Origin of the sequence: Hyphomicrobium methylovorum, assembly GCF_013626205.1 — a bacterium.
Taxonomy (GTDB): Bacteria; Pseudomonadota; Alphaproteobacteria; order Rhizobiales; family Hyphomicrobiaceae; genus Hyphomicrobium_B; species Hyphomicrobium_B methylovorum.
This window is the reverse complement of record NZ_QHJE01000001.1, coordinates 2,161,914-2,187,757: the sequence shown is the minus strand read 5'-3', so window position 1 is coordinate 2,187,757 and position 25,844 is coordinate 2,161,914. Positions and strand designations below refer to the sequence as shown.

Genomic DNA, 25,844 nt, shown 5'->3' with positions numbered 1-25,844 from the left:
GGTCCGAGCCCGGATGAACGCCGCGAGCGACACTGTTCCACTTCGCCATATCCTACTTGCCGTCGCTGTCATGGCGATATGGGGAACGAACTTTGTCGTCATCCACATCGGGCTCGAGCATCTTCCGCCCCTTCTCTTCGCCGCGCTGCGCTTCGTCTTCGCGGTTATTCCGGCCATCTTCTTTCTGAAGCGGCCGGCCGTGCCGTGGCGCAATCTGGCGGGCTACGGACTGCTGATCGGCGGTGTGCAGTTCGGCATCCTGTTCATCGCAATGAACGGGCACATCACCCCGGCACTCGCATCGCTGGTCGTTCAAGTGCAGGTCTTCTTCACCGTTGGTTTTGCAGCATTGCTGACCGGCGAACGCGTACGCCCGTTTCAGCTCATCGCCCTGAGCCTCGCCGTCACCGGCATGGCGATAATTTTCGTTCATACCGACGCAACCACGACGACACTTGGCCTCGTTCTCGTCGTGATAGCAGCCGCCGGGTGGGCTGGCGGTAACACCGTCGCGCGCGCCACACCGAACGTAGACATGCTCGCGTATGTTGTCTGGGGCAGTCTCTTTTCTGTGCCGCCGCTGTTCGCCCTCTCCCTCGCCTTCGAGGGCTGGCCCGCCATTCATCAAGCACTCGTATCCGCCGACGCAAAAACGTGGTTCGCGGTGGCCTATCAATCGATCGCCAACACGCTGTTCGGTTACGCCGTCTGGGGCTGGCTGCTCGCCCGCTATTCCGTAGCGCAAATCGCTCCGATGCCGCTGCTGGTGCCGGTGTTCGGCATCGCTGCATCCGCCCTATGGCTCGGCGAACCGCTGCAATATTGGAAGATCGAAGCCGCCCTTTTGGTCATGTCAGGGCTGGCGCTCAATTTGCTGCTTCCGCGAGCTCTCGCCTACCGTCGAGACCGCACACGCATGCCGATCGAGGGCGTGCCGAGCTTAGCTGTCCCAGGCACTGCGAACACGACCCCGCCACGTAGTGAATAAGTATAAGAACCGCGGAAAAATCCGCCCATAAAACCAAGGAGGCATCCAATGTCCAACGTCATCGCTCCCCCATTCACTTTAGAAACGGCAACCCAGAAAGTACGTCTCGCGGAAGACGGCTGGAACAGCCGCAACCCCGAGAAGGTCTCGCTCGCCTACACACCGGATAGCCGCTGGCGCAACCGCTCTGAGTTCGCCAACGGACGCGCCGAAATCGTCGCCTTTCTCACGCGCAAATGGGCGAAAGAGCTGGACTACCGGTTGATCAAAGAAATCTGGGCCTTCGGAGATAACCGAATAGCGGTGCGTTATGCCTACGAATGGCACGATGACAGCGGCAACTGGTTCCGCTCCTACGGCAATGAGAACTGGGAATTCGATGCCTCCGGCCTGATGCAGCGCCGGTTCGCCTGCATCAACGATCTGCCGATCAAGGAAGCCGATCGCAAATTCCGTTGGCCGCTTGGCCGCCGCCCGGACGACCATCCCGGCCTCTCCGAACTGGGGCTCTAACCCGCCCTAGCACCCACTTGTGACGCGCATGAACAACGCTGGAGCAACGCTCCACTGCGCTGGTTCCTGCATCACTTGTCGCGCCTTGACTATTTAAAGCGATAGGCTCATTGGAGCAGCGTGGCGGCCGAGATTTCGGGCGCCGCGATTATAAGGAACTCAAACCTTGTCAAGCGACAGTAGTAGTCGAACTTGCCAGCCGTCGACGCTCGTGGCCTGATCATCGATAGGCTCGCCACGATCCGTTCTGACGGCGGATCGAGAGGTGAGCAATGAAAGAAATCCACTACACTTCCGGCGAAGATGTAGATCCGATTCTGCTGGTCGAACTGCTCGAAGAGCACGACGCAGATATCATCACTCAACTCAATGAGTGCGATCTCGAAACCGCCGCCGCTATCCTTTCACAACTTCCCCGAGACCGGACCGTCGACATCTTCGACCGGCCTGAGCTGACTCGTGCCGGCGATCTGATCCTTGAACTGCCGGAAGAAATGGCCGGCGAAGTCCTGAAGGGCATGTCGGCCGACCGCGCCGCCGATACGCTCCGCTTGCTTGACGGCACAGACCGCACGCTTTTGCTCTCCCGCATCGATTTTGAAACCGCGCAATCCCTGAAGCTGCTGCTCGCGTATCCCGAGGGTACGGCCGGCAGTATCATGACGACCGAGTTCGTCAGCGTCCCATCGACATACACCGTAGCCGAAACGCTGAAGCACATTCGCGAAGTCGAACACACGCGCGAAACGGTCTATGCGATCTACATTCTCGATCCCATTTCGCGCGAACTGATCCGCGTCGTCGGATTGCGCCAGCTTGTCTCCAGCGAGCCAGATCAACTGATCATGGATGTCGCGCCCGACCGAGATCCCATCTGGGTCGAACCCGATACCCATCGAGAAGAAGTTGCGCGGCTCATTTCGATCCACGACCTTTTGGCCGTTCCCGTGCTCAATGCGCGCCATCGCATATTGGGCATCGTAACCTTCGACGACGTGATCGACGCGATCCTCGCCGAAAGTACGGAAGACGTGCAGAAGTTCGGCGGCGTCGAAGGCATGGCAGAGCCCTACCTCGAAATCGGCTACGTCGAGATGATCAAAAAGCGTGCAGGCTGGCTCTGCGCGCTCTTCCTCGGCGAAATGCTGACCGCCAGCGCCATGCAGCACTACTCCGATGAGCTTGCGAAAGCCGTCGTGTTAACACTGTTCATTCCACTGATTATGAGCTCCGGCGGCAACTCCGGTTCTCAGGCAACATCGCTGCTCATTCGTGCATTGGCACTCGGGCAACTCCGATTGCGCGACTGGTGGCGCGTCGCCGCGCGCGAAATCCCAACGGGTTTGACACTCGGAGTCATCTTGGGAGTCATCGGCATGGTGCGCATCGCCGCTTGGCAGGAGTTCGGAATCTTCGACTACGGCGAGCATTGGAAACTCGTGGCGCTGACCGTCGGCGTGGGTCTTGTCGGCATCGTCACCTTCGGCTCCTTCGCAGGGTCGATGCTTCCGTTCATTTTGAAGAGATGCGGGTTCGACCCCGCAAGCGCGTCCGCGCCGTTCGTTGCAACGCTCGTGGACGTCACTGGGCTGATGATCTACTTCAGCGTCGCTCTGCTTATTTTGAGAGGCACGCTGCTCTAATTCTAATCGGGAACCACACAGAAAACCCGCGGTTTTGAAGAGAAAGTGTCTGCCGCTGGTATTTAGGTATGCTACGAAGCGGCAAGCTGAGACCTACATTGAGGCGTCTCAACTTGCCGCTCCACGCTTATACTCCTGACATGTGGTTCCGATGATACGACACGAGCAATCGCGATTTTCACTTCGCATGCGATCTTTCGCATTCGTCGCTTCCACCCTCGCACTGACCAACATCGGCGCTGTCAACGCGCAAGAAGCGCCGCCCGCATTTCCGGTGACGGTGGCTACGCCGCTGCAAAAACACATCAAGACATGGGACGAATACTCCGGCCGCTTCGAGGCGGTTCAGCGCGTTGAGCTCCGTCCCCGCGTCAGCGGTTACATCGATCAGGTCAACTTCAAGGAAGGCTCGGACGTAAAGCTCGGAGACCTGCTCTTCACGCTCGACAAGCGGCCGTTCGAAATCGCCGTCGAAGCAGCAAAGGCCGAGGTATCGCGCGCACAGGCGCAAGTCGTTTTCGCGAAAGCCGATCTGGAACGCGCCGCACCGCTCGTTGAATCGAGAGCGTTGAGCGAGCAGGTCTACGAACAGCGCAAATCGAGCCTGGGTGTTGCCGAAGCATCGGTCATGGCCGCCGAAGCCCAGCTCAAATCGGCCGAACTCAATCTCGAATGGGCCGAAGTGCGCGCGCCGATCTCCGGCCGCATCTCGGACAAGAAGATTGACGTAGGCAACCTCGTCATCGGCGGACAAAGCAACGCCACTCTAATGGCCACGATCGTCTCGATCGATCCGATCCATTTCGTGTTCGACGCCTCCGAGGCCGACTACATGCGCTACACGCGCCTCAGCCAGTCCGGCGCGCGGGCGTCATCACGAGACACCGCCAATCCAGTGCGCATCAAACTCGCCGACGAGACCGATTGGTCTCACGAAGGCACGATGGACTTTGTCGACAACGCTTTTAACGAGCGGTCCGGAACGCTCCGCGGGCGTGCCATCGTCAAGAACGCTGACGGATTGTTGACGCCGGGAATCTTCGCCCGCCTCGCGCTCTACGCAGGTGACGTCGATGCACTGATGATCCCCGACACCTCGATCGTTTCAGATCAGGCGCTCAAGATCGTCTACACCGTCGGCAACGACAACATCATCAAAGCAACGCCCGTTACGCCCGGCCAACTTTACGAAGGCCTGCGTGTCATAAAATCCGGCCTCAAGAAAGACGATCAGGTCGTCATTGAAGGCGTGGCCAACCCGGCAATCCGGCCGGGCACCAAGGTTGCGCCAACAGTCGGCAAGATCACTCCGCCGGAAAAAACTGCCCAGAAATAATTTCAGCGAACAACCGTCGAAAGTCCGATGCGCCTCACCCATTTCTTCATCGATCGCCCGATCTTCGCATCGGTCGTCTCGCTCATCATCACCATTCTCGGGTTGATCTCGGTCAGCTTCCTGCCGATCGCCGAATACCCCGAAATCGCGCCGCCGACCGTCAGCATTCACGCGACTTACCCCGGCGCATCCGCACAGGTGATCGCAGAAACCGTCGCCACGCCGATCGAGCAGGAAGTCAACGGCGTCGATAACATGCTCTACATCAGCTCGCAGTCGACGGGCGATGGTCAGGTTACGATCAGCATCGTCTTCAAACCGGGAACCGACGTCGATCAGGCGCAGGTTCTCGTTCAGAACCGCGTCTCGGTCGCTGAACCGCGCTTGCCGGAAGACGTCCGCCGCCTCGGCATTTCGGTCCGCAAGGCATCGCCCGACCTGATGATGGTCGTGCATATGACGTCACCGGACGGGTCGCGCGATCAGCAGTACATATCGAACTACGCCACGCTCTACGTGAAGGACGTACTGACCCGCATCGACGGCGTGGGCGACGTCAACGTCTTCGGCGCACGCGACTATTCCATGCGTATCTGGCTCGATCCGGACAAGGTCGCAGCTCGCGGACTGACAGCAGGCGAAGTGGTGGCAGCGCTTCAGGCCGCAAACCTTCAGGTCGCCGCAGGCTCTATCAATCAGCCACCCGCGACGTCCGACGGCGCATTCACGCTGAACGTCAAAACGCTCGGCCGCCTCACGTCACCCGACCAGTTCGAGGATATCGTTGTACGCGCCGAGCCGGACGGACAGGTCGTCCGCGTGCGCGACATCGCCCGCGTCGAGCTTGGCGCTCAAGATTATACGGTCAACGCGTACCTCGATAACAAGAACGCGACCGCATTGGTTCTTTTCCAGAAGCCGGGCTCGAACGCGCTCGCCACAGCGTCCGCCGTCAAGGCGCAGATGGAAACGCTGAAGAAGGATTTCCCGCCCGGCCTCGACTACACCGTCATCTATAATCCGACCGAGTTCATCCAGTACTCGATCGACGCCGTAGTTCAAACGCTGGCCGAAGCGATCCTCCTCGTCGTTCTGGTCGTCATTCTATTCCTGCAGACGTGGCGCGCCGCGATCATTCCGATCTTGGCTATTCCGGTTTCGTTGATCGGCACGTTCTTTGTGATGAGTGCCGTCGGCATCACGTTCAACACGCTTTCGTTGTTCGGCTTGGTCCTCGCCATAGGCATCGTCGTGGACGACGCCATCGTCGTCGTCGAAAACGTCGAACGCTACATCGAACAAGGCCTCAGCCCCAAAGCCGCCGCCCATAAGACAATGGACGAAGTCGGTGGCGCGCTGATCGCAATCTCGCTCGTGCTGATCGGCGTGTTCCTGCCAACGGCCTTCATCACGGGCCTGCAAGGCACGTTCTTCCGCCAGTTCGCGATCACCATCGCTGCATCGACCGCCATCTCACTCATCGTGTCGTTGACGCTTTCGCCAGCCATGTCGGCCCTGCTGCTCAAACCTCATCAGAAGGAAAGCGAACGTCGCCGCTCGGTCATTGGCTTCCTCGGCGCACCGGTTCGCTTATTCTTCCGCGGCTTCAATCGGGGGTTCTCGGCGCTGTCGCATGGATACGCGTGGCTAACAGGGAAGCTGATCCGCGTCGGGTTGCTGTTGATCCTCGTCTATTGCGGCCTCGTCTTCATGACGTACTCCCGCCTGACATCGACTCCGACTGGCCTCATTCCCTCGCTTGATCGCGCCTATCTGATCGTCGCGATGCAGTTGCCACCGGGATCGACGTTGACGCGAACCGACGCGGTCGTGCGCAGAGTTGGTGAAATCCTTTTATCGCGCCCCGGCGTTCGCAACTCGGTCGCATTCGTCGGTTTCGACGGCGCAACGTTCACCAACGCGCCGAACACGGGCGTCATTTTCGTCAACCTCGCACCGTTCGAAGAGCGCGTTCACTCCGGGCTGACGAAAGACAAGATCCTAGCTGACTTGCGCCAGGAAATGGCGGTCGTGAAGGATGCATTCGTGCTCGTCATCGAGCCGCCGTCGGTTCCTGGCATCGGCACGGGCGGCGGCCTCAAGGGCTACGTTCAAGACAAGGGCGGACGCGGTCTCCCCGCGCTCGAAGGCGCCGCTTGGGCCATGGCCGGAACCACGGCGCAGAATCCTGGTGTCGCTCAGGCCTTCACGCTCTTCAACGTGCGCACGCCCGAAGTGTATGCCGACATCGATCGCACAAAGGCCGAACAGCTCGGCGTCCAGATCAGCCGTGTCTTCGAAACGCTGTCCGTTTACATGGGCTCCGCGTTCGTCAACGACTTCAACATCCTGGGCCGCACCTATCGCGTCACTGCGCAAGCGGACAACCCGTACCGACTCTCGCTGCATGACGTGGAGAACCTGAAGACGCGCAACGCGACCGGCGAAATGGTGCCGATTGGCTCCGTCGCCACCTTCAAGGACACAACGGGCGCGTACCGCGTGCCGCGTTACAATCTCTATCCGGCAGCCGAAGTTCAAGTGCAGCTCCAGCGCGGCTATTCCACCGGTGAAGCCATCGCCGCGATGGAAAAAATCGCCGAGAATGTTCTGCCCTCAGGCTTCGGCTTCGAATGGACCGAAATTGCATTGCAGGAAAAGCTCGCCGGAAACACGGCGATCTTCGCCTTCGCGCTTTCGGTTGTGTTCGTCTTCCTGCTGCTAGCTGCGCTGTATGAAAGCTGGCTGCTTCCGCTGGCCGTCATTCTGATCGTGCCGATGTGCATCCTCGCGGCAATGATCGGCGTGAACATAGCCGGGCTCGACCGCAACATTCTCGTCGAGATCGGACTCATCGTGCTTGTCGGCCTCGCGGCGAAGAACGCAATTCTGATTGTGGAGTTCGCCAAGCAGGGTGAAGATCAGGGCCTGACCCGCGCCGAGGCAGCCGTCGAAGCGGCCCGCACACGCTTGCGGCCCATCTTGATGACGTCGCTGGCATTTATTCTGGGCGTGGTGCCACTCGTGCTGGCATCGGGTGCGGGTGCCGAAATGCGCCAATCGCTCGGCACGGCCGTGTTCTCCGGCATGCTTGGCGTGACGCTCTTCGGCTTGATATTCACGCCGGTATTCTACGTTCTGGTCCGCAAATTGGCGCCGCAGCACAGAGCTGACGAAACAACAATCACACCCGGCGATCCGCCAGCAGCCGCAGCACACTAAACCGGAACCAACGTGTACCCCCATCGCCTATGTGGCGGGGGGTTGAACGTCAGCTTCTGGCGGTTGCTCCACGTAAAGTCGCAGGACGACGGCAAACATTGCCGCGCCGGTTGCGAACATCGAAATAAACCAAGGCTGCCACATGCCGTAGCTTGCGGCTGTCATGCACATCACACTGGCGAACGTTGCGTGCGCATAGGGAGTGACCCGCATCGGCCACGAGCGTATTCGTTCCAGAACGGCAAGTCCGAACAACGTCAGAAGCGCAGCACCGACTGCGCCGAGTTCAAACCAACTCTGCAGATAGATATTGTGTGCATGCGGCGCGACGGGATCGAATTCTTGATCTGCGGACAGCGTCCGCGCCGTCACCGCTTTTTCGCCAGCAGGATCGATCTGATACATCATGCCCGCGCCGATGCCGATAACGGGCGACTTCATCGTCTCTTCGGACGTGTGATGCCAGATCACGATGCGGTGCCGCAGCGTATCTTGCAGCCAGTGTGCTTGCTGTAGATCGTAGTTGTAGAGCGCCAGCGTCACTGGAACGACCGCTAGACACGCGGCAACCCACAACAGCTGAAGCGTGACATTGCAAAGCCACTGGTTATAGCGCGAGAAGGCGTAGATGCCCGCGCCGACCACGAGACCAACCTTGGACGTTTCGTGTTCGGATTTCATGACCACGACGACGGCCGTGAGAATGAGAACCCAGCGCAGAATGCGCGCCGCGTCCGGGCGTACGAGTTTGTCGATCACCAACAGCGCTGGCCAGATGAGCAATGTCACCGGCGCGATATTGCGCGTTAAATCCGTTGGTGCGATCGACACCAGAACGCCGTTCTCCCACATGAAGTCTCGCGCAGGCCGCAGCCAAGACTTGGGAATATCGAGCGCACGATAAAGATTGAGCTTCACCGCCTGATTGGTGAGGATCTCGAACCCGAGATAGACGAGCCCCACGAGCAGCCCGATCCACAGCCCCTCCGCGATACGCCGCGAAAGCTCACGATCCGAGGTGAACACCGTCTGAGCGATGACCAGATACGCGTAAAGGAAACCAAAGGCCGTAATGAGCGGAACTATGGTGCCGCTTGGTCGAAACGCCCACGCCGCCGATAATGTGGCATAGGCAAGCAGTCCGACCATCGTCCATTCGACTGCGCCGAGTTGTGGTCTCAGCGACCATCTGCCTCCGTAAACCCGTCCGAAAACGAGCAGAGAAATGGTAACAATCGGCAGCGAGTAAGGAATGGTTCTGGGACTTACAAATCCCGCCGCAATCGCAACCGCGACGAGCGTTCCAACCACCCTACACCAGAATTCACCATCGAACCCGGATTGGTATTTTGCAGCACTATCAGCAGGCACAGTCACTGAGCCACCGCCAACAGCAATTGGCGCAAGCACTTGAATTCGCCTTCCAAGACGAGTTGAGATAGATCAGGGCGGCATTGAAATTCCGTCCGCAATATCTGGTAACCCGCCATCGTCCCCCCTGAGAGCAGATGAACTAATCACATGAAATCTGATAAAAAACCTAACCAAGTAGATGTAGAAAATGCGTTTGCGACGGTAATTCGTTGGGCCGGAGACGATCCGACGCGGCCAGGACTGAAGGAAACTCCCAATCGTGTAGCGCGGGCGTTCCAAGAATTCTTTCGCGGCTACGGGGAAGACCCGGAAGCAATTCTCCAAAAAACCTTTGAGGAAATCGAAGGTTACGATGAAATGATCGTCCTTCGGGGAATTCGTTTCGAAAGTTATTGCGAGCACCACATGGCGCCGATTATCGGACGCGCATGGGTTGCATACATCCCGCGTGGCCGCGTCGTTGGTATTTCAAAATTAGCGCGCGTTGTCGATGCTTTTGCAAAACGTTTGCAAATCCAGGAAAAAATGACGGCGCAGATCGCAAACATTATCCAGGAGGTCCTGGATCCTGAAGGCGTCGCCGTTGTGATCAAGGCCGAGCATTTCTGCATGACGACACGCGGCGTTCACAAGCCCGGGACAGACATGGTCACAAGCCGCATGTTAGGCGCGTTCCGAGACAATCCTCTCACGCGCCAAGAATTTTTGGCGATTGTGACAGAAGACCAGAAATCTTGATCTCAGGTCATTCGGCTACAAAATCACTTCAGTAATCGACTTTGACGAGATAGAGGCCTGCCGCCGGCGCAACCGGCCCGCAGGCCTCTCTACGCTGTAGAGATAGCGCTGACGCCAAATCGCCCGCTGTCCACTTTCCGTCTCCCACGAGTTTCAAGCTGCCCACCATCGACCGCACCTGATTGTGCAGAAATGATCGGGCCGAGACGCGACAGAGAATAACGTCGTCCTTTCGCAGAACTTCGAAACTGTCGATCGTTTTGACCGGCGATTGCGCCTGGCATTGAGCGGCGCGAAACGTCGTGAAATCGTGCGTCCCCAAAAACACTTTCGCCGCTTCCGCCATCATGTCGGAGTCGAGATCGCGCATCGTCCACCATACGCGATGCCGCTCCAGAATCGGCGGAGCGCGCCGCGTCAGGATGCGATATTCGTAGTATCGCTTGCGGGCACTGAAGCGCGCGTCGAATGCGTCATCGGTCACTTCGGCAGTCAGCACCGCAATCGGGTTAGGCCGCAGATGAAAATTCATCGCGTCCCGCACGCGCCCCGCGTCCCAGGGCTTCGACAGATCGAAATGCGCCACTTGCCCCAGCGCGTGAACTCCGGCGTCCGTACGGCCCGCGCCACGGATGCTCACCGTCTCACCGGAAAAGCCACGCACGGCAGCTTCAAGCACACCTTGAATCGATGCGCCTTCGGCTTGGCGTTGCCAGCCGACGAAAGGCGTTCCGTCGTATTCGATAGTGATGCGAAAGCGGGGCATTCAGGTCGACAGCGCAATGGGAAGATATGGATCTCCTAACCGCTCTCGCGCCAGTGCTCAATCTCTCGTTCAGCGCATCTGCACGCCGCCACCACCTTGGCGCGGTCCGGAATGATGCGGCCCTCCGGGATGGCCCGGTCCACCATGTCCATGACGGAAGCCGCGTCCATAAAGCGGAGCAGAGTAAATCGTGCCATCTTCGGAGTAAGTCGCACCCCGGCGCGTGTAGACGCGCACCCGAGAAGGCGACGAACCATAAACGTGCGTCTCGTTGAAACCGAGCGAAAGAGGCGTGCGATTGGGATTGATGATGACTTGTCGATCCGGAGGCAGCGGACGGAAAACGCGCACGCCTTCTTCAACCGTAACAACGGCGCCGTAAATCGGACGCGTCTCAATTCGCGTCGTATACCCGTCAGCCGCCGCACCGCAGGTAGCGAGAGCTAGGAACGCGCAAGCAGCCAGATGCGAAACGCTGATATGACGAAGCATGACGACCTCGAACGGAACTACGGACGTCGCCAGTTTAGCGATCCGTTTACCGCGTGGGCAGAATTCTTCGCTGCATATGCTTAACGGCCGAGCTAAGCGAAACGTATACCCGGCGTGAGACGCGAACCGCGCAAGAAATCTGCGGCACTCATCGGCTGCTTTCCTGCTCGCTGCAGTTCGCGGATGCGGATCGCACCGCTTCCGCACGCAATCGTCAGCTCAGCGTCCAGCAATTCCCCTGCGGTGCCGTTCCCCGCGACAGCTTCAGCCGAGAGAACTTTGATCCGCTCGCGCTTCTCTCCCTGCACCAGTTCGAACCAAGCGCCCGGACGCGGCGCAAGTCCACGGATGTGATCGATCACGGCGCGCGCGGGCTTGTCGAACGCAATGCGCGTTTCGCTCTTGTCGATCTTCTCCGCATAGGTGACGCCTTCGCTCAACTGCGGAACACTTCCAAGCTTATCCGCTTCAAGCAAGGCAAGCGCCTCGACCATCGCCGTCGCGCCAACGACAGACAGCGCGTCGTGCAATTCCCCCGCCGTCATCTCCGGCGAAATCGCAACATCGCGTTCGAGGCAGATCGGTCCGGTATCGAGACCCGCATCCATTCGCATAACAGTCGCCGCAGTCACAACATCACCCGCCATGATCGCACGCTGGATCGGCGCGGCACCACGCCAGCGCGGCAGCTTGGACGCATGAACATTGAAACATCCAAGACGCGTTGCCGAAAGAATGTCCGGCGGCAGCAACAGCCCGTAAGCAACCACCACAGCCGCGTCTGCTTTCAGCGCCGCGAACTCAGCCCGATCCGCTTCGGCCTTGAATGTCTTCGGCGTCCTGACAAGTAAGCCCAGCGCTTCCGCGCGCCGATGGACTGGCGATTTCGTCTCTGCCAAGCCGCGCCCGGATGGTCTCGGCGGTTGGCTGTAAACAGCAACGACCCGATGTCCGGCTTCAAGAACGGCATCGAGAACTGGCACGGAAAAATCCGGCGTACCCATGAAGATGATATTGAGCGCCATGCGTACCTTCGTGGCTGCCAATCGAGCTGCGAGCAGCTTCAGATGGAAACACCGCGCATTCGGCCGCGGCTCTCAGTTCAGTCGCGCAAATCGCGGGTCTGCTTCTTGAACTTCCGGATGACCATGTCGCGCTTCAATCGCGACAGGAAATCGATAATCAGATGCCCGTCGAGATGATCGATCTCGTGCTGGACGGCAGTCGCCAACAGCCCGTCGACAGCCATCTCCTGTTGCTTGCCGTGCCGATCGATGAAGCGCACGGTCGCTGTAGCGGGCCGTTCGATATCGACGTGGACGTCCGGAATGGAGAGACAGCCCTCTTCGTGCACACGCGTCGTCGAACCGAGCGCAACGAGTTCCGGGTTTGCCATAGCAATCGGATTGGGCGGCGCGTCATCCTTTGCCGTATCGAGCACGATGATGCGCTTCAAGATGCCGACCTGCACAGCAGCCAGCCCAACTCCGGGCGCCGCGTACATGGTTTCCAGCATATCATCCATTAGCTTGACGACAGCATCGTCCACCCGTTCGACGGGGTCGGAGATCTTGCGCAAGATCGGATCAGGTATCGTAACGATCGGAAGTACGGCCATGGCTGCTGACATATGAGAGCCCACCGCCCCGGTCAATGGCGATACCTCAAGGTTTGAAAGCGCGCGTCATTTCCTCACGAGCGGCCGCAGCCAGCGCTGAGATCGTTCCCTCACGAGAAACCCAACCCGTCGCGCGCAGCCGCGCCGCATCGACCACCAACTCACCGGTCAGGCGGTCTGCGACACCCGGCCGCCCCGCCATACGCAAAGCACCAGCCAGCGCCGCCTCCGGCACAGGAACCAGCATCGCCCGCCGGCCGCGTCCGGCACGCACCGCCGCAACGATTTCCGCCAATGTCACAGCGCCTTCGTCCGCGACGACGAAAGCAGCATCCTCTGTTGCAGGCGAACTGAGCGCATGCTCAACCGCAGCCAATAAGTTGCCGATACTCAGCAACGACCTTCGGCCTTTGATCGCCCCAAACGGTAGCGGCACCGGGCGGGCCGCAAGCCGCATGAGCGCCGCCATGTTCCCTTTGACCTCCGGCCCATAAACGAGCACCGGCCGAAGCACCGTCCAACGCGTTGCCGAACCCGAGAGCACGTCCGCGGTCACGCCCTCCGCAGCGAGCTTCGAACGGCCGTAAGCGTCGGTCGGCTCTGGCGGCGTGTCTTCTGTCACGACGCTGGAATGGCGCGCGCCGACCAGCGCACGGATCGACGACATCAGCATGAAACGCTTGACGCGAGCAGCCCGCGCAGCGCGCGCCAGCTGGCGCGTCGCATCGACGTTGATTGCCGTATACGCGGCATCGGGAATACCGGGACGAGCGTGCGCCATGCCCGCCGCATGCACCACCACGTCAACTCCACGGACGACATATTCCGCCGCGAACGATCGCGCCATATCACCGAGCGCAATGCCCTCGATCCGTGGATCATCGAAAACAACTGGCTGACGCGACGCCGCGCGCACGCGGTATCCCTCTTGCGCAAGCTTGCGAACAAGATGACGCCCGATGAACCCCGAAGCGCCGGTTACAAGAATGCGAGGACTGTCGCTCACGACGGATGTCCGATGTATTGGGCAGCAGTGCTCTTCGCTTAGACCGCCCGAACGCTTTCAACTCAATGCAGCGTCCGCGAGGGCGCCACGTGCGTTGCCAGCGAAATCTGTTCCGCCAGATCGCTGGACGCATCCATCTGATAGCCTTCCACGATGCGCATCAGAACGCCCTGAATGCCTGCCGTATCGCGCAGCGCAATCGCAGCGCGCAGCTGATCGAATTCATGTGCCAGTTCCTGCGGCGTCAACGCGGGCTCGTCGAGCCGAAGAATACGCGGATGCTCAGTCGGCGTCGTATCCGCACCGATCAGAAGCTCTTCGTAAAGTTTCTCGCCGGGCCTCAGACCGATATAGGAAATTTCTATATCACCTTCTGGATTTGCTGCGTCTTTCACTTCAAGCCCGCTGAGACGGATCATCAATCGCGCAAGATCATCGATCTTGACGAGCTCTCCCATCTCAAGCGCGAAGATACCGCCGCCTTTCGCATGGCGCCCGCCTGAATGACAAGTTCCGCCGCTTCCGGGATCGACATGAAGTAGCGCACCACTTCCGGATGCGTCACCGTCACCGGTCCGCCATTGGCGATCTGGCGGCGGAAACGCCCAACGACCGAGCCAGAGCTATCGAGCACATTCCCGAAACGCACGATAGCGAACGTCGTAACGGGATCAGTCATCGCGCGCGCCTGCAGCGCCAGTTCGGCAAGCCTCTTGCTGGCACCCATAACATTCGTGGGTCGCACAGCCTTATCCGTCGAAATCAGAACCATGCGCTCGACACCGCATTCGATAGCCGCTTCCGCCACGATATCCGTACCGAACGAATTGTTCTCGATGCCGACAATTGAGTTGTGCTCTACGAGTGGCACATGCTTGTACGCCGCCGCGTGATAGATCGTGTGAATATCGTATCGCCGGAGTGTATCGAGCAGCAGCGCCTCGTCGAGAACAGAGCCCAGCACACCTACGACGTCCGGCATCTGCTTACCTGACGCGGCATCCTTCGCAATCGCATCGCGAAGTTCAATCTCGATATTGTAAAGCGCCGCCTCGGAGATATCGAGCAGCACGAGACGAGACGGACCCTGCTTGAAAACCGTCCGCACGAGTTCCGATCCGACCGATCCGCCAGCGCCCGTCACCAGAACATTCTTCTGCCGGGTATTGCGCGAAAGCAGATCGTCGAGGGGCGGCACGCTATCGCGTCCAAGAAGATCGGCAACATCGAGACGGCGCAACCGCGAGACGTCCACACGTCCCGACGCGATATCTTCAAGCGATGGAAGAATCTTTACCTCGACCGGGAGTTGTTCGAGGTCCTTTAGAACGGCGCGGCGTTCCCTGCGCTCGTTCTCGGGAAGCGCAAGCAGCACCTGAGTGACGCCAAAGCGCTCGACGACAGGGGCGAGACGATCTGGCTGATACACGCGAATATCGGCGACGTACTGACCCCAGAGCGACGGCGACGGATCGCAAAAGCCAACGACGTCGTATTCCGACGATCGGGCGAGCGTGCGCGAGAGTTCCACGCCAAGGCGCCCTGCACCGTAAATCAGAACGGGTTCACGCCCCTTCGACATATCGAACTTCGGCAGCACGATGCCGTAATTGCTCAAGAGCCAAGCAATGCACTGCCGCGAGAGAATAAGCAGCGCCGACCCCGCGATACCGTAGAGAAGGATGACGCTGCGCGGGATGCCGTTCTGCCCCATCATGAAAACGAGGAGCGCCCAAATGAGGACAGACATCAGGAAGGCGCCGATGATGCGCCCATGCCCATGCGATCCAAGATACCGCGTGACGAACCGATAGAGTTCAGCAGACGCCAGCGTCACGATAGCGATGACAGGCGCGGAAAAAAGCAGAACCGCCGTCCAGTCATCTGGCCAGTACGACGTGCCATAGCGGATCGACATCCCAAGCCAAAGGATTGCCGAAAGCCCGACGAAATCGAGGACGACAAGAAGCGCCCGCTTTTTCCGTCGTGGAAGTTCAAGCAAACGCTTGCGCAATCCAATGAACGACTTTCGTCGAGCGACCATACCCGCCACTAGAATAACTGAAAAATAAAGTATCCCGCCGGCCAAGTGCCCGAGCGGCCGGAGCCGCAAACTACCCCATCTCGACGACACAACCAAGTCAAAGGCGCTATCCCCCTACGTGCCGCTGCGACGGGTCGCACAATAGTACCGAAGTCGACCTATCTGAAGCTTTTCCCAATACGGGCGATGAGTTGGTAGCCCGATATGGTCGCAATAAGACCGAACGCGATGCCACCGGCCATATTCCCGGCGAGCACACCAAGCGCCTGGAAATAGTGTCCGCCTATAAGAACGAAAGGAACCGTGCCGATCGTAGCACGTCCCCAATTCAGTAACGTCGAAAAATGCGGCCGCCCGAGCGTATTGAACGCGGCGTTGGAAACAAAAAGCGCCCCCATGAATACGAAGAACGGCGACAGCCAACGGCAGAAAAAAACAATCAAATCGTGAGCTTCGTCCTTGGCATGGAAAAGCCTGGCAACGCCTTCGGCAAAAATGGAAAGCCCGAGCCAAGCCACCACCGTGAACGCCGTCATTGTGAGCAGCGCCAATGTGAAAGCGTCGCGAAGCCTGTCCGGCGCGCGCGCTCCGAAATTCTGCCCAAGAATTGGGCCGATCGTTCCTGAGAGCGCATAGATCGCGCCGAACGCAACGGGCACCAGACGCCCGACGATCGCCCATGCCGCAACCGCCGGATCGCCATATGCGGCAATCGCATATGTAACGTACCCGTTTGCAACCGCGGGCGCGACGTTGGTGAGCACGGCAGGTCCGGCGATACTGAGAAACGGCGGCGCATCCTGGCGCAATGTTGAAATCTTCGAACGTCCGCTCAAATTGTGAACGCGGATAACGCCGTGAAACCCGATGCCCATCATCACGAGCCGGGCCAACAGCGAGGACACCGCTGCCCCCTCGATGCCATAACCGAGATAAACGATCACCACGAGATCAAGGATCGTGTTCACGACGGCGCCGAACAGGGTCACGAACATCGCCCTGCGGGCGTCTCCGACTGACCGCAGCACCGCCGCAGACGTCATCGCCAACGCCAGAACCGGCAACGTCGGCACAAGAATTCGGAGATAAACGGCCGCGAGATCCAACGTCCGGCCGCGCGCGCCGAGCAACTCCAATAGCGGCTCGATCACCAGCCACAACGCCAGCGCCGAAATGGATCCGACGATGAACGCGATGACGTGGCAATTCGCAGAGAGGCGACGCGCGCGTATCCGCCGACCCGCACCCAGCGCCGGAGATACGAGTGCCGTTGCCGCAATCGAAAGTCCGATACCGATAGACGTCGCGAGAAACAGAATAGAACTGGCGTAGCCAACGGCCGCGACGATCGCTTCGTCACCAAGCTGCGATAGGAAGTAGATGTTGGCGAGGTCACCCGCGAAAATCGCCATCAGCCCGACAGCACCCGCGCCAGTCATGAGCAAAATGTGCCTGAGCAGTGACCCGGTCACAAACCTCGGAGCTTCCGCCAAGCGACGCCCAACACCTTCGTTCGTCATAAACTTTGGTCCTGAGGTATCGCTTTGACGCGCTTACGACGAAAGATTGCGACGCGCTTTGAAGGCCGCAGCAAGCGTTCCGTCATCGAGATAGTCGAGTTCCCCGCCGATCGGAACTCCATGAGCTAGACGTGAAACGGTTACGGTCGCCTGCGCCAACTGATCGGAAATATAATGCGCCGTCGATTGGCCTTCGACCGTCGCGTTGAGCGCCAGGATGATCTCTTTCACTTCCGGCGCAGCCGCGCGCGCAATGAGGTTTGCGATGTTCAACTGAGCAGGCCCCACGCCGTCGAGAGGCGACAAGTGACCGCCAAGAACATGGTAGCGAGACGAAACGACGTTCGCCCGTTCCAGAGCCCAGAGATCGCCAACCTCCTCGACCACGACGATCAAACTATCATCGCGCCTCGGATCGTTGCAGATGCTGCAAGGAGAAACGGTATCCAGGTTTCCGCACGTCGGACACTCGGAAATCTTGTCGACCGCCTGCTGCAACGCGTCCGAAAGGGGGATCAGCAGATCGTTACGCCGCTTGAGAAGAGCCAGCACCGCTTTGCGCGCCGAACGCGGTCCAAGCCCCGGTAAACGAGCCAGGATTTGGACGAGCCGTTCGATTTCCGGCCCTGCGATTTTGCGCGACATCTCTCAGCTTTCGAAGGAACGGCGTTCGTGACGAGATTCGATCCGCCACGCACGTACGGCAAACCCCACGATAATGCAGTGCAGGACAGAACTCGGGGCGAACGCGTCAGCCAACCGGCGGACGAACGTCCTCGCCTAAAACAGTTTCATGCCGGGAGGCAAGGGTAAGCCGCCAGTGATCTCGGCCATCTTGGCTTGCATCTCACTATCGGATTTTTGCCGCGCGTCCGCCGCCGCCGCAACGATCAGGTCTTCGAGAATCTCGACTTCGTCCGGCTTCATCAGACTTGGATCGATGCGCACGCGCCGCACCACGCCTTTGCCGTCAACGGTCAAATGCACGAGTCCGCCACCCGACTGCCCCTCAATCTCGGAGCGCTCGAGTTCCTCCTGCACTTCTTTCAGGCGGGCCTGCATCTGCCCAACCTGCTTCATCATTCCCATCAGATCTTTCATATGGTCCTCTGTACCAAGCACGGGGCGATGTCAGCGACAGACATCAGCCAGCTTCGCTTTCCTTGTCATCGCCTCGAAACATCTCGCTTCCGACTATCGATTTGATCTCCATCTTCGCATCGGGGAAAGCCTCGAGCACGGCCCGAACGGCCGGATGCGATTTTAGTTCCTCATGTTCCGCCGCCTCGCGCGCCCGCTTTACGGCGCCGATCGCGGGCTGCCCCTGCTCTTTCGACAGCACGACGACCCAGCGCCGGCCGGTCCAAAGATTGAGCTTCTCACGCAGATCGTTCGCGAGTTCCGGCGGAGCAGCCGGAAGTAGAAACAGATCGATTGAACCCGCCGCCGCGTCGAACTTCACGAGGCTGACGTCATCTTCCAGTTGGATCGTCAGCTTCACGTCGCGTTTTTCTTTGGCGAGCGCCACAACCTCCGCGAAGCTGCGCGGGTTCGCGATTCCCGGGAGCGACGTACCACCGCCCTCCTGCAAATCGCTATCGCTGGACCCGTCGTCGAAATATCCTTCGTCGCCAGTATCGAAATCGAAATCGTCCGCTGCGTCCGAATTGTCATCCGCCTCGGCCCGCGCACCGGTACGCGCTTGGTTGATAACCGGCGGAGCTTGCCGCTCTTCGCCAGAACCCGATGACGGCTGCAACGCAGGCCGGCGCGCAGGCTGTGCGCCACCGCCAAGACCGCGAACCAGTTCGTCCGGCGTCGGCAAATCGGACGTGTACGCAATCCGGATTAAAACCATCTCGACCGCAACGTCGGGATTCGGCGCGCGGTTGACGTCTTCCAGTCCCTTGATGAGCATTTGCCACGCGCGCGACAGATACGGCATCGATAGGCGACTTGCGAGATCGCTACAGCGCCGCTTTTCTTCCGTCGTCATGCCTTCGCTGGCAGGCTCTTCGCCAACTGCCTTCACGCGCGCAATCGCGTGAACCGTCTCGGCAAGATCCCCGATGACTTCATTTGCGCCGGCGCCGTCTCGATGGAGAGCGGAGAACAGCGCAAGCGCCGCCGCCGCGTCACCACGGAACAAAGCCTCTGCGAGTTCAAAAATCCGCGTCCGGTCGGCAAGGCCCAGCATGTCGCGAACTGCCGACGCGCCGACGTGGCCTTCACCCATTGCGATCGCCTGATCGAGAATGGAAAGGCCGTCACGCACCGATCCCTGCGCGGCGCGGGCGATGAGTTGTAGAGCGTCCGCATCTGCCGTGCCGCCTTCGCTCGCGGTGATCTTGGCAAAATGCTCAGCCAGCACCGGCTGATCGACGCGTCTAAGATCGAACCGCTGGCAACGAGACAGAACGGTCACCGGAACTTTGCGGATTTCCGTCGTCGCAAAAATGAATCGCACGTGGGCAGGCGGCTCTTCCAGCGTCTTCAGCAGCGCGTTGAACGCGCCTTTCGACAGCATGTGAACTTCGTCGATGATGTAGACTTTGGTGCGCGCGACCATCGGCGTGTACTGCGCACTTTCGGTCAGCTCGCGAATGTTATCGACGCCGGTATGCGAGGCCGCGTCGATCTCCAGAACGTCCGGATGCCGGCCTTCCATGATCTCTTTGCAATGCGCGCCGAACCCTTCGGGACCAGGCGGCATATCAATTGTCGGCTTGTCATAGCCCGGCGCTTCATAGTTGAGCGCACGCGCAAGAATTCGCGCCGTCGTCGTCTTGCCGATGCCGCGCACGCCGGTCAGCATATACCCCTGCGCGATCCGGCCGGAGGCAAACGCATTCCGCAGAGTCGTCACCATTGCCGATTGGCCGATCAGATCGTCGAACGTCTGCGGCCGATACTTGCGCGCCAGCACGACATACGGCTTCGCGGGCTCAGAACTCTCAGAGCGGCCGGTATCAGTTGGTGTTGTTTTCTTCGCCATATGCCCTGAGCAAAATTGACGCCCGGAGGGCGATGGAGCAAGGCGACCCGCGGCAAGCCGCGCCCCCGCAGAGGGCCGTTGGCCCGTGAGCGAATAAAGGAGGCTGGCGAACGACCCGATTCTGATCGTTAGGGCTGCTTCCTTCCGGACCTGACCCGGTTGGCGACGAATGCGTCCGCCGCCAACCTCCCGGCCTTATAATGGGCTGGCGCGCTGAAAAGTACAACCCGAACTCTGGCCGGGAAGGCGGACGAATGGGCTCCACGTTAGGACAATACGTCGCCGTATTCGAAGCGGGCTAAATGCAGCGCCCGCCGTCAACTTCCATTGCCACGCCCGTGATGAAAGCGCTCGCCGGATCGGCGAAGAACAGCGCGGCATTGGCGATATCGACGGGCTTCGACATGCGCCCGAGGGGTATCCCGGCAACGAACTTGGCGCGGTTCTCTGGCGTATCGGATAGCCCCATGAACTGCTCCAGCATCCCGGTCTCGCCGATCACCGGATTGATCGCGTTGACGCGGATATTCTTCGGCGCCAGCTCCGCCGCCATCGACTTGGTCAGCGTGATCGCCGCTCCCTTGGACCCGTTATACCAGGTCAGCCCCGGACGCGGACGGATGCCCGCCGTCGAAGCCGTCACGATAATCGACCCGCCGCCGCGCTTTTCCATCATCGGCACGACGGCAAGCGTCGTCAGATAGATCGATTTCACGTTGACAGCGTAGATCCGGTCGAACTCATCTTCCGTGACCGTCATCAGCGATTGGTTCTTATGCGTCACGCCCGCATTGTTGACGAGAATGTCGACACCGCCGAACGCGTCCGTAGCCGATGCGATCATACGCTCGACGTCATCGCGCTTCGTCACGTCGGTTGCCGTTGCGATAGCCCGCCCGGCATCCGCCCGCGCCGCTTGCGCTTCGGCGGCTGGCCCATTTACGTCGGCAAAAACGACGTTCGCGCCCTCTGCGAGAAACAACTCGGCAATGCCGAGCCCAAACCCGGACGCAGCGCCAGTGACGATCGCAACCTTACCCTGAAGCCGCATGACTAGACCGACCGCGGCAACGGAATTTGCCCGCTCGCTGCCAGTTCCGCCGCCTCGCGCCGGAACGGGCTCGCTTCGTACGTGCCGAGGATCGTCACTTCCGTGGAGAAGAACGATAACTCCTCCAGCGCAAGCTGCACGGAACGATCAACCGGATGTCCTTCGATATCGGCAAAGAACATCGTCGCATTGAACGTGCCCTCCTGCTGATAGCTTTCGAGCTTCGTCATGTTGACGCCGTTGGTCGCAAAGCCACCAAGGGCCTTGTAAAGCGCCGCCGGAACGTTGCGAACGCGGAACACAAACGTCGTCATCACCGGACCGTCGCCGGGCTCGGCGTCGTCCGGATCTTTCGCAAGAATGACGAAACGCGTGGTGTTATGCGTTTCGTCTTCCATGTCGCTCTTGAGAATTTTCAGACCATAGATTTCTGCTGCGAGGCGCGATGCGATGGCCGCCGTGGTGAGATCGTCACCTTCAGCAACAAGCCGCGCGGAGCCTGCGGTATCAGCCTCCGGCACCGGCGTAATACCGAGCTTGCGCAGCGTCGAGCGGCACTGGCCGAGCGCTTGCGTATGGCTCATCGCGCGCTTGATCGCGGAAAGGCTCGCGCCCTCCTTCGCCATCAGTTGATGGCGCACGCGCAGAAAGTGCTCCCCTACGATGTAGAGACCGGCATTCGGCAACAGGTGATGAATGTCCGCCACCCGCCCCGCGACCGAGTTCTCGATCGGGATCATCCCATACCGCGCCTCTCCAGACTTCACCGCCAAGATCGCATCCTCGAATGTCGGATAGGCGATGGCTTCGAGTTCGGGATGGGCTTCGCGCGCCGCGAGATGAGAATTCGCGCCGGGCTCTCCCTGATAGGAAATCTTCGGCGGAGAGGCGGACAGGGTGTCAGGCATGAGGATGCGGCGTCTCGGGTCGATTGTGTTGCTGAAACTACGCGGAGTCAGGGCGCGAGAAGCTGGCGGGCTCGCGCGAGGTCGGCCGGAGTATCGACACCGAGGGGAACGGTGTCAACGATCGCGACGTCGATCCGCATCTCCGCCTCCAAAGCGCGCAATTGCTCGAGCTTTTCCCGCGTTTCAAGGGCTGAGGGCGGCAGGCCCACAAACCGTTCCAGGCTCTCCCGGCGGTAAGCATAGATGCCGATGTGATGATAGAGGGGGCCGTCACCGTGGGGCGCCGTGGCACGCGTGAAATAGAGCGCCCTCAGCCGGCCCGGCGAAACCGGCGTGCCAACCACCTTCACGACGTTCGGGTTCGTCCGCTCTTCGTCGTTCGATATGACAGCCGCAAGCGTGGCGATGTCGACCCGCGCATCCTTCAGCGGAGCCACGCAGCTCTGCACTAGCTTACCGTCGAGCGTCGGCAGATCACCTTGCAGGTTGACGATAATCGCGACCTTACGCGCGGGGTCGATCGTAGAAACCGCCTCATACACGCGGTCTGAGCCCGAGGCATGATCCTCGCGCGTGAGCACCGCTTCGCCTCCGGCAGCTTTGACGGCCTCGGCGATTGCATTGCTATCGGTGGCGACAACCACACGCCCCGCATTCGCCGAAACCGCGCGACGCCAGACGTGCACGATCATCGGCTCCCCATGGATCTCCGCGAGCGGCTTTCCAGGCAAACGGCTGGCGCTCATTCGCGCCGGTATGACAATCAAAGCTTCTGCCAAAGTTTCGTGGGACATAAGACCATTTTATCGGGATTATGAGGAGGATCGGTGACAAACTGTCTCGCGAGTTTGCGCGGCATCAGGGTGTTTGCGCGCTTGCATGCCGGATGTGAGCTTATATACCTCCCAATAATCCCGTCACGAGTGATTTGAGCGGCCTGTACGCCCAACTCTTCAGCTGGCCGACACGCGGAGCGCACACATGGACCAATTCGAGTTCACGAAAATCGCTGGCTCGGTGCTCTGCGCACTGCTGCTGATCTTCGGCACCAAAACCATCATCGAGATGAACGTCGGCCATTCGCACGAGAAGCCGGGTTTTGAGCTGCCCGCTCCCGCACCTGCTGAAGGCGCAGCACCCGCCGAAGGCGCGGCTGAGGCTGCACCGGTAGACAAAGACGAAACGCCGGAGGTTCTCGCGCTGCTGCCGAAAGCAAACGCCGACAACGGCAAAGCCATCTTCAAGAAATGTCAGGGCTGCCACGTATCGGAAAAAGGCAAGGCACCGACAGTCGGACCAAACCTCTGGGACGTCGTGAATCGTCCGAAGGCGTCCTTTCCAGGATTTAATTATTCGGCAGCTATGAAAGCCAAGGGTGGCGATTGGTCATTCGAAGAGCTGGCTCACTTCCTCCACAAGCCGAAGACATACATTCCAGGCACAAAAATGGTCTTCAGCGGCCTGCCGACGCCCAACGATGAGGCAGACGTGATCGCCTATCTTGCAACGCTTGCAGATACGCCCGTTCCGCTGCCGAAATGACAGCAAGTTAACTCGCTATACGCCCCTATTTTTGCGACCCTGCCGACCTTCGGCGGGGTCGTTTTCTATTGAGATGGAGTTGTCCTCCCACCGCGGCGCCGTGCTAAGCTTGTCGCTGGGATAACAGCATAGGGATCGAACATGCGCATGCGCCTCTCGCAGTTAACCGTTCTCGCGACGGCGCTGATTTCGATCTGCCCAAGCTTCGCTTTCGCCGATACGACCAGTACGGACGGAGAGAAATGCCGCCACTCGATCTCTCTCATTGGCGAGCCGAAGTTCGGCGCCGATTTCAAAAACTTTGATTGGGTCAATCCTGATGCTCCGAAAGGCGGAAGATTACGCCAATGGGCGAACGGCACATTCGACACGCTGAATCCCGTTTCCGACAAAGGCGTGAAGGCGCTCGGACTGGGACTCATCTTCGAAGAACTGTTCACGTCGAGCTTGGATGAACCGTCGACGCAATACGGACTGATTGCCGAATGCGCATCCTATCCGGATGATTTTTCTTCGGTCACGTTCAAGCTGCGCCCCGAAGCGAAATTTCAGGACGGCCAGCCGGTAACTCCGGAAGACGTGATCTTCTCCTTCGACGAAGCGAAGAAAATCAATCCGTTTTACGGCTTCTACTACAAGAACGTCGTCAAAGCCGAAAAGACCGGCGACCACGAAGTAAAGTTCACATTCGATTCCAAGGGCAATCGTGAACTCCCGTTGATCGTCAGTCAGCTCAACATTCTGCCAAAGCACTACTGGGAAGGGAAAGACGCGTCCGGCAGGCAGCGCGATCTCTCCACCACAACGGTTGAGCCGCCGCTTGGCTCCGGTGCGTACAAGATCAAGTCCGTCGATACGAGCCGCAAGATCGTCTACGAGCGCGATCCCAATTACTGGGCCAAAGATCTGCCGGTCATGCGCGGCCAGATGAACTTCGATACGATCGAATACACGTACTATCGCGACCGCACGCCCGCATTCGAAGATTTCAAAACCGGCTCGATCGACATCTGGCCGGAAAACCAGGCCGCGGCCTGGGCAACGCAGTACAATTTCGACGCCTTGAAGAAGGGGTACGTCAAGAAGGAAGCGTTCCCCATCAAACGCGTCGCGCCGATGCAAGCATTCGTCTTCAATCTGCGGCGCAAGCAGTTCCAGGATCCGCGCGTCCGCCAGGCGTTCAATTTGCTATTCAACTTCGAAGAGACGAACAGCAAACTGTTTTACGGACTCTACAAGCGCGTCGGCAGCTTCTTCGAAAATTCCGAACTGCAGGAAGGTGGCTTGCCGCAAGGACGCGAGCTGGAAATCCTGAACGAGGTCAAATCCGAAATTCCGCCGGAAGTCTTCACGACACCCTGGGCCAACCCGGTGAATGCTGCTGAAGGCGACTACCGCAAGCACCAGCAGCAAGCGTTGAAGCTCTTCGAGGAAGCCGGTTGGAAAATTTCAAGCGAACCGGTCAACGATCCAAACTGCGGCTGGTTCTGCAGGTTCAAGCAAACGATCGGCCTTGGCTCCGCATCCACCGCACGCGCGCTCCGCAACGCCGACGGCGAACGCATGACCGTTGAATTCTTGCTGGACGGCGACACGTTCGAACGCATCGTCATGCCTTACATCAAAGGGCTTGAAGCCCTCGGCATTAAAGCCAGCGTTCGCGTTGTCGACAGCTCCCAGTACAAGCAGCGCGAAGACAAACGCGATTTCGATATCATCATCGACAACTTCGCCCAGTCCGATTCTCCCGGAAATGAGCAGCGCGATTTCTGGGGCTCGGCTGCGGCCGACAAAGATGCGAGCCGCAATACGGCCGGCATCAAGAACCCCGCGATCGACAAGCTGATCGACAAGGTCGTCTTCGCAACAGACCGCGCGGAATTGGTCGCCGCAACGCACGCGCTGGATCGTGTTCTCCTCTGGAATTACTACGTCGTACCCCAGTGGCACTATCCATTTGAGCGTCTCGCTTATTGGGATATTTTCGGACGGCCCGACAAGCAACCGTCGCAAACGGCCGGGCCCCTACAGACCTGGTGGTACGATGCCGACAAGGCAAAAACCATCGAAGCTGCAAGAGCGAAGTAG

At 59.5% G+C, this 25,844-nt stretch carries 21 protein-coding genes, 1 other RNA gene and 1 pseudogene; 8 read left to right on the top strand and 15 right to left on the bottom strand.

All coding sequences use genetic code 11. The annotated features are described in order from the left end of the window. The first annotated feature begins 13 nt into the window (after positions 1-13). The 5 genes from DLM45_RS10560 to DLM45_RS10540 all read left to right on the top strand — a co-directional run bounded on the left by DLM45_RS10560 (position 14) and on the right by DLM45_RS10540 (position 7,702). A complete protein-coding gene (locus DLM45_RS10560) occupies positions 14-988 on the top strand; it encodes an EamA family transporter (protein ID WP_181337074.1) in 975 nt (324 codons plus the stop codon). 48 nt (positions 989-1,036) lie between these two features. Further along, positions 1,037-1,501 carry a nuclear transport factor 2 family protein gene (locus DLM45_RS10555; RefSeq protein WP_181337073.1) on the top strand — a complete coding sequence of 155 codons (465 nt, stop codon included), beginning with the start codon at positions 1,037-1,039 and terminating at the stop codon, positions 1,499-1,501. A gap of 272 nt (positions 1,502-1,773) precedes the next feature. Further along, positions 1,774-3,144 (top strand): magnesium transporter, encoded by a 1,371-nt coding sequence (gene mgtE / locus DLM45_RS10550; RefSeq protein ID WP_181337072.1) that lies wholly within the window; start codon positions 1,774-1,776, stop codon positions 3,142-3,144. A gap of 187 nt (positions 3,145-3,331) precedes the next feature. After that, positions 3,332-4,480: an efflux RND transporter periplasmic adaptor subunit gene (locus DLM45_RS10545; protein WP_246317303.1), complete on the top strand. Its 1,149-nt coding sequence runs from the start codon at positions 3,332-3,334 to the stop codon at positions 4,478-4,480. 27 nt (positions 4,481-4,507) lie between these two features. Continuing rightward, positions 4,508-7,702: an efflux RND transporter permease subunit gene (locus DLM45_RS10540; RefSeq protein ID WP_181337070.1), complete on the top strand. Its 3,195-nt coding sequence runs from the start codon at positions 4,508-4,510 to the stop codon at positions 7,700-7,702. 27 nt (positions 7,703-7,729) lie between these two features. Here DLM45_RS10540 and DLM45_RS16680 read toward each other — a convergent pair whose 3' ends face one another. Further along, positions 7,730-9,112 (bottom strand): O-antigen ligase family protein, encoded by a 1,383-nt coding sequence (locus tag DLM45_RS16680; protein WP_181337069.1) that lies wholly within the window; start codon positions 9,110-9,112, stop codon positions 7,730-7,732. A gap of 111 nt (positions 9,113-9,223) precedes the next feature. On the opposite strand from DLM45_RS16680, the gene folE reads away from it, so the two are divergent. Continuing rightward, the gene (folE, locus tag DLM45_RS10530; protein ID WP_181337068.1) at positions 9,224-9,814 is read left to right on the top strand and encodes a GTP cyclohydrolase I FolE; all 591 of its coding nucleotides are present in this window, start codon (positions 9,224-9,226) and stop codon (positions 9,812-9,814) included. Positions 9,815-9,842: 28 nt separating this feature from the next. Here folE and truA read toward each other — a convergent pair whose 3' ends face one another. The 14 genes and pseudogenes from truA to DLM45_RS10455 all read right to left on the bottom strand — a co-directional run bounded on the left by truA (position 9,843) and on the right by DLM45_RS10455 (position 23,008). Further along, positions 9,843-10,580 (bottom strand): tRNA pseudouridine(38-40) synthase TruA, encoded by a 738-nt coding sequence (gene truA / locus DLM45_RS10525; RefSeq protein ID WP_181337067.1) that lies wholly within the window; start codon positions 10,578-10,580, stop codon positions 9,843-9,845. A 69-nt stretch (positions 10,581-10,649) separates the two neighbouring features. Continuing rightward, the gene (locus DLM45_RS10520) at positions 10,650-11,072 is read right to left on the bottom strand and encodes a hypothetical protein (protein WP_181338390.1); all 423 of its coding nucleotides are present in this window, start codon (positions 11,070-11,072) and stop codon (positions 10,650-10,652) included. Between the two features lie 92 nt (positions 11,073-11,164). Beyond that, complete coding sequence (fmt, locus tag DLM45_RS10515) at positions 11,165-12,097, bottom strand: methionyl-tRNA formyltransferase (RefSeq protein ID WP_181337066.1); 933 nt, start codon at positions 12,095-12,097, stop codon at positions 11,165-11,167. A gap of 77 nt (positions 12,098-12,174) precedes the next feature. Beyond that, positions 12,175-12,690, bottom strand: a complete 516-nt coding sequence (def, locus tag DLM45_RS10510; protein WP_181338284.1) for a peptide deformylase — start codon at positions 12,688-12,690, stop codon at positions 12,175-12,177. Positions 12,691-12,736: 46 nt separating this feature from the next. Then, positions 12,737-13,696, bottom strand: coding sequence for an NAD-dependent epimerase/dehydratase family protein (locus DLM45_RS10505; protein ID WP_181337065.1), 960 nt, complete (start codon positions 13,694-13,696; stop codon positions 12,737-12,739). Positions 13,697-13,758: 62 nt separating this feature from the next. Beyond that, positions 13,759-15,413 (bottom strand): annotated as a pseudogene (locus DLM45_RS16400) (polysaccharide biosynthesis protein). Between the two features lie 485 nt (positions 15,414-15,898). Continuing rightward, positions 15,899-17,260, bottom strand: coding sequence for an MATE family efflux transporter (locus DLM45_RS10490; RefSeq protein WP_181337064.1), 1,362 nt, complete (start codon positions 17,258-17,260; stop codon positions 15,899-15,901). A 33-nt stretch (positions 17,261-17,293) separates the two neighbouring features. After that, positions 17,294-17,905, bottom strand: coding sequence for a recombination mediator RecR (gene recR, locus DLM45_RS10485; protein WP_181337063.1), 612 nt, complete (start codon positions 17,903-17,905; stop codon positions 17,294-17,296). A gap of 135 nt (positions 17,906-18,040) precedes the next feature. Continuing rightward, on the bottom strand, positions 18,041-18,361 hold the full coding sequence (locus tag DLM45_RS10480) for a YbaB/EbfC family nucleoid-associated protein (RefSeq protein WP_181337062.1): 321 nt from the start codon (positions 18,359-18,361) through the stop codon (positions 18,041-18,043). A 43-nt stretch (positions 18,362-18,404) separates the two neighbouring features. After that, positions 18,405-20,255 carry a DNA polymerase III subunit gamma/tau gene (locus DLM45_RS10475; RefSeq protein WP_181337061.1) on the bottom strand — a complete coding sequence of 617 codons (1,851 nt, stop codon included), beginning with the start codon at positions 20,253-20,255 and terminating at the stop codon, positions 18,405-18,407. A 95-nt stretch (positions 20,256-20,350) separates the two neighbouring features. Then, positions 20,351-20,441: signal recognition particle sRNA small type (ffs, locus tag DLM45_RS10470), an RNA gene on the bottom strand. A gap of 112 nt (positions 20,442-20,553) precedes the next feature. Beyond that, on the bottom strand, positions 20,554-21,306 hold the full coding sequence (locus DLM45_RS10465; protein WP_181337060.1) for a glucose 1-dehydrogenase: 753 nt from the start codon (positions 21,304-21,306) through the stop codon (positions 20,554-20,556). Positions 21,307-21,308: 2 nt separating this feature from the next. After that, positions 21,309-22,214, bottom strand: coding sequence for a prephenate dehydratase (locus tag DLM45_RS10460; protein WP_181337059.1), 906 nt, complete (start codon positions 22,212-22,214; stop codon positions 21,309-21,311). A gap of 47 nt (positions 22,215-22,261) precedes the next feature. Next, complete coding sequence (locus DLM45_RS10455; protein WP_181337058.1) at positions 22,262-23,008, bottom strand: 3-deoxy-manno-octulosonate cytidylyltransferase; 747 nt, start codon at positions 23,006-23,008, stop codon at positions 22,262-22,264. 187 nt (positions 23,009-23,195) lie between these two features. Here DLM45_RS10455 and DLM45_RS10450 point away from each other — a divergent pair, with 187 nt between their 5' ends. Both DLM45_RS10450 and DLM45_RS10445 read left to right on the top strand, forming a co-directional pair. Continuing rightward, complete coding sequence (locus DLM45_RS10450) at positions 23,196-23,756, top strand: c-type cytochrome (RefSeq protein ID WP_181337057.1); 561 nt, start codon at positions 23,196-23,198, stop codon at positions 23,754-23,756. 141 nt (positions 23,757-23,897) lie between these two features. After that, positions 23,898-25,844: an extracellular solute-binding protein gene (locus DLM45_RS10445; RefSeq protein ID WP_181337056.1), complete on the top strand. Its 1,947-nt coding sequence runs from the start codon at positions 23,898-23,900 to the stop codon at positions 25,842-25,844.

What these genes read in the sequence shown, in the direction of transcription:
- fmt (WP_181337066.1), bottom strand. Translation starts at nt 12,097, where the DNA reads ATGGCGCTCAATATCATCTTCATGGGTACGCCGGATTTTTCCGTGCCA.
- DLM45_RS10555 (WP_181337073.1), top strand. Translation starts at nt 1,037, where the DNA reads ATGTCCAACGTCATCGCTCCCCCATTCACTTTAGAAACGGCAACCCAG.
- DLM45_RS10520 (WP_181338390.1), bottom strand. Translation starts at nt 11,072, where the DNA reads ATGCTTCGTCATATCAGCGTTTCGCATCTGGCTGCTTGCGCGTTCCTA.
- recR (WP_181337063.1), bottom strand. Translation starts at nt 17,905, where the DNA reads ATGTCGCGCAAAATCGCAGGGCCGGAAATCGAACGGCTCGTCCAAATC.
- DLM45_RS10480 (WP_181337062.1), bottom strand. Translation starts at nt 18,361, where the DNA reads ATGAAAGATCTGATGGGAATGATGAAGCAGGTTGGGCAGATGCAGGCC.
- DLM45_RS10455 (WP_181337058.1), bottom strand. Translation starts at nt 23,008, where the DNA reads ATGTCCCACGAAACTTTGGCAGAAGCTTTGATTGTCATACCGGCGCGA.
- DLM45_RS10460 (WP_181337059.1), bottom strand. Translation starts at nt 22,214, where the DNA reads ATGCCTGACACCCTGTCCGCCTCTCCGCCGAAGATTTCCTATCAGGGA.
- DLM45_RS10560 (WP_181337074.1), top strand. Translation starts at nt 14, where the DNA reads ATGAACGCCGCGAGCGACACTGTTCCACTTCGCCATATCCTACTTGCC.
- truA (WP_181337067.1), bottom strand. Translation starts at nt 10,580, where the DNA reads ATGCCCCGCTTTCGCATCACTATCGAATACGACGGAACGCCTTTCGTC.
- DLM45_RS10475 (WP_181337061.1), bottom strand. Translation starts at nt 20,255, where the DNA reads ATGGCGAAGAAAACAACACCAACTGATACCGGCCGCTCTGAGAGTTCT.
- DLM45_RS10490 (WP_181337064.1), bottom strand. Translation starts at nt 17,260, where the DNA reads ATGACGAACGAAGGTGTTGGGCGTCGCTTGGCGGAAGCTCCGAGGTTT.
- DLM45_RS10465 (WP_181337060.1), bottom strand. Translation starts at nt 21,306, where the DNA reads ATGCGGCTTCAGGGTAAGGTTGCGATCGTCACTGGCGCTGCGTCCGGG.
- DLM45_RS10545 (WP_246317303.1), top strand. Translation starts at nt 3,332, where the DNA reads ATGCGATCTTTCGCATTCGTCGCTTCCACCCTCGCACTGACCAACATC.
- def (WP_181338284.1), bottom strand. Translation starts at nt 12,690, where the DNA reads ATGGCCGTACTTCCGATCGTTACGATACCTGATCCGATCTTGCGCAAG.
- DLM45_RS10450 (WP_181337057.1), top strand. Translation starts at nt 23,196, where the DNA reads ATGGACCAATTCGAGTTCACGAAAATCGCTGGCTCGGTGCTCTGCGCA.
- mgtE (WP_181337072.1), top strand. Translation starts at nt 1,774, where the DNA reads ATGAAAGAAATCCACTACACTTCCGGCGAAGATGTAGATCCGATTCTG.
- folE (WP_181337068.1), top strand. Translation starts at nt 9,224, where the DNA reads ATGAAATCTGATAAAAAACCTAACCAAGTAGATGTAGAAAATGCGTTT.
- DLM45_RS10445 (WP_181337056.1), top strand. Translation starts at nt 23,898, where the DNA reads ATGCGCATGCGCCTCTCGCAGTTAACCGTTCTCGCGACGGCGCTGATT.
- DLM45_RS10540 (WP_181337070.1), top strand. Translation starts at nt 4,508, where the DNA reads ATGCGCCTCACCCATTTCTTCATCGATCGCCCGATCTTCGCATCGGTC.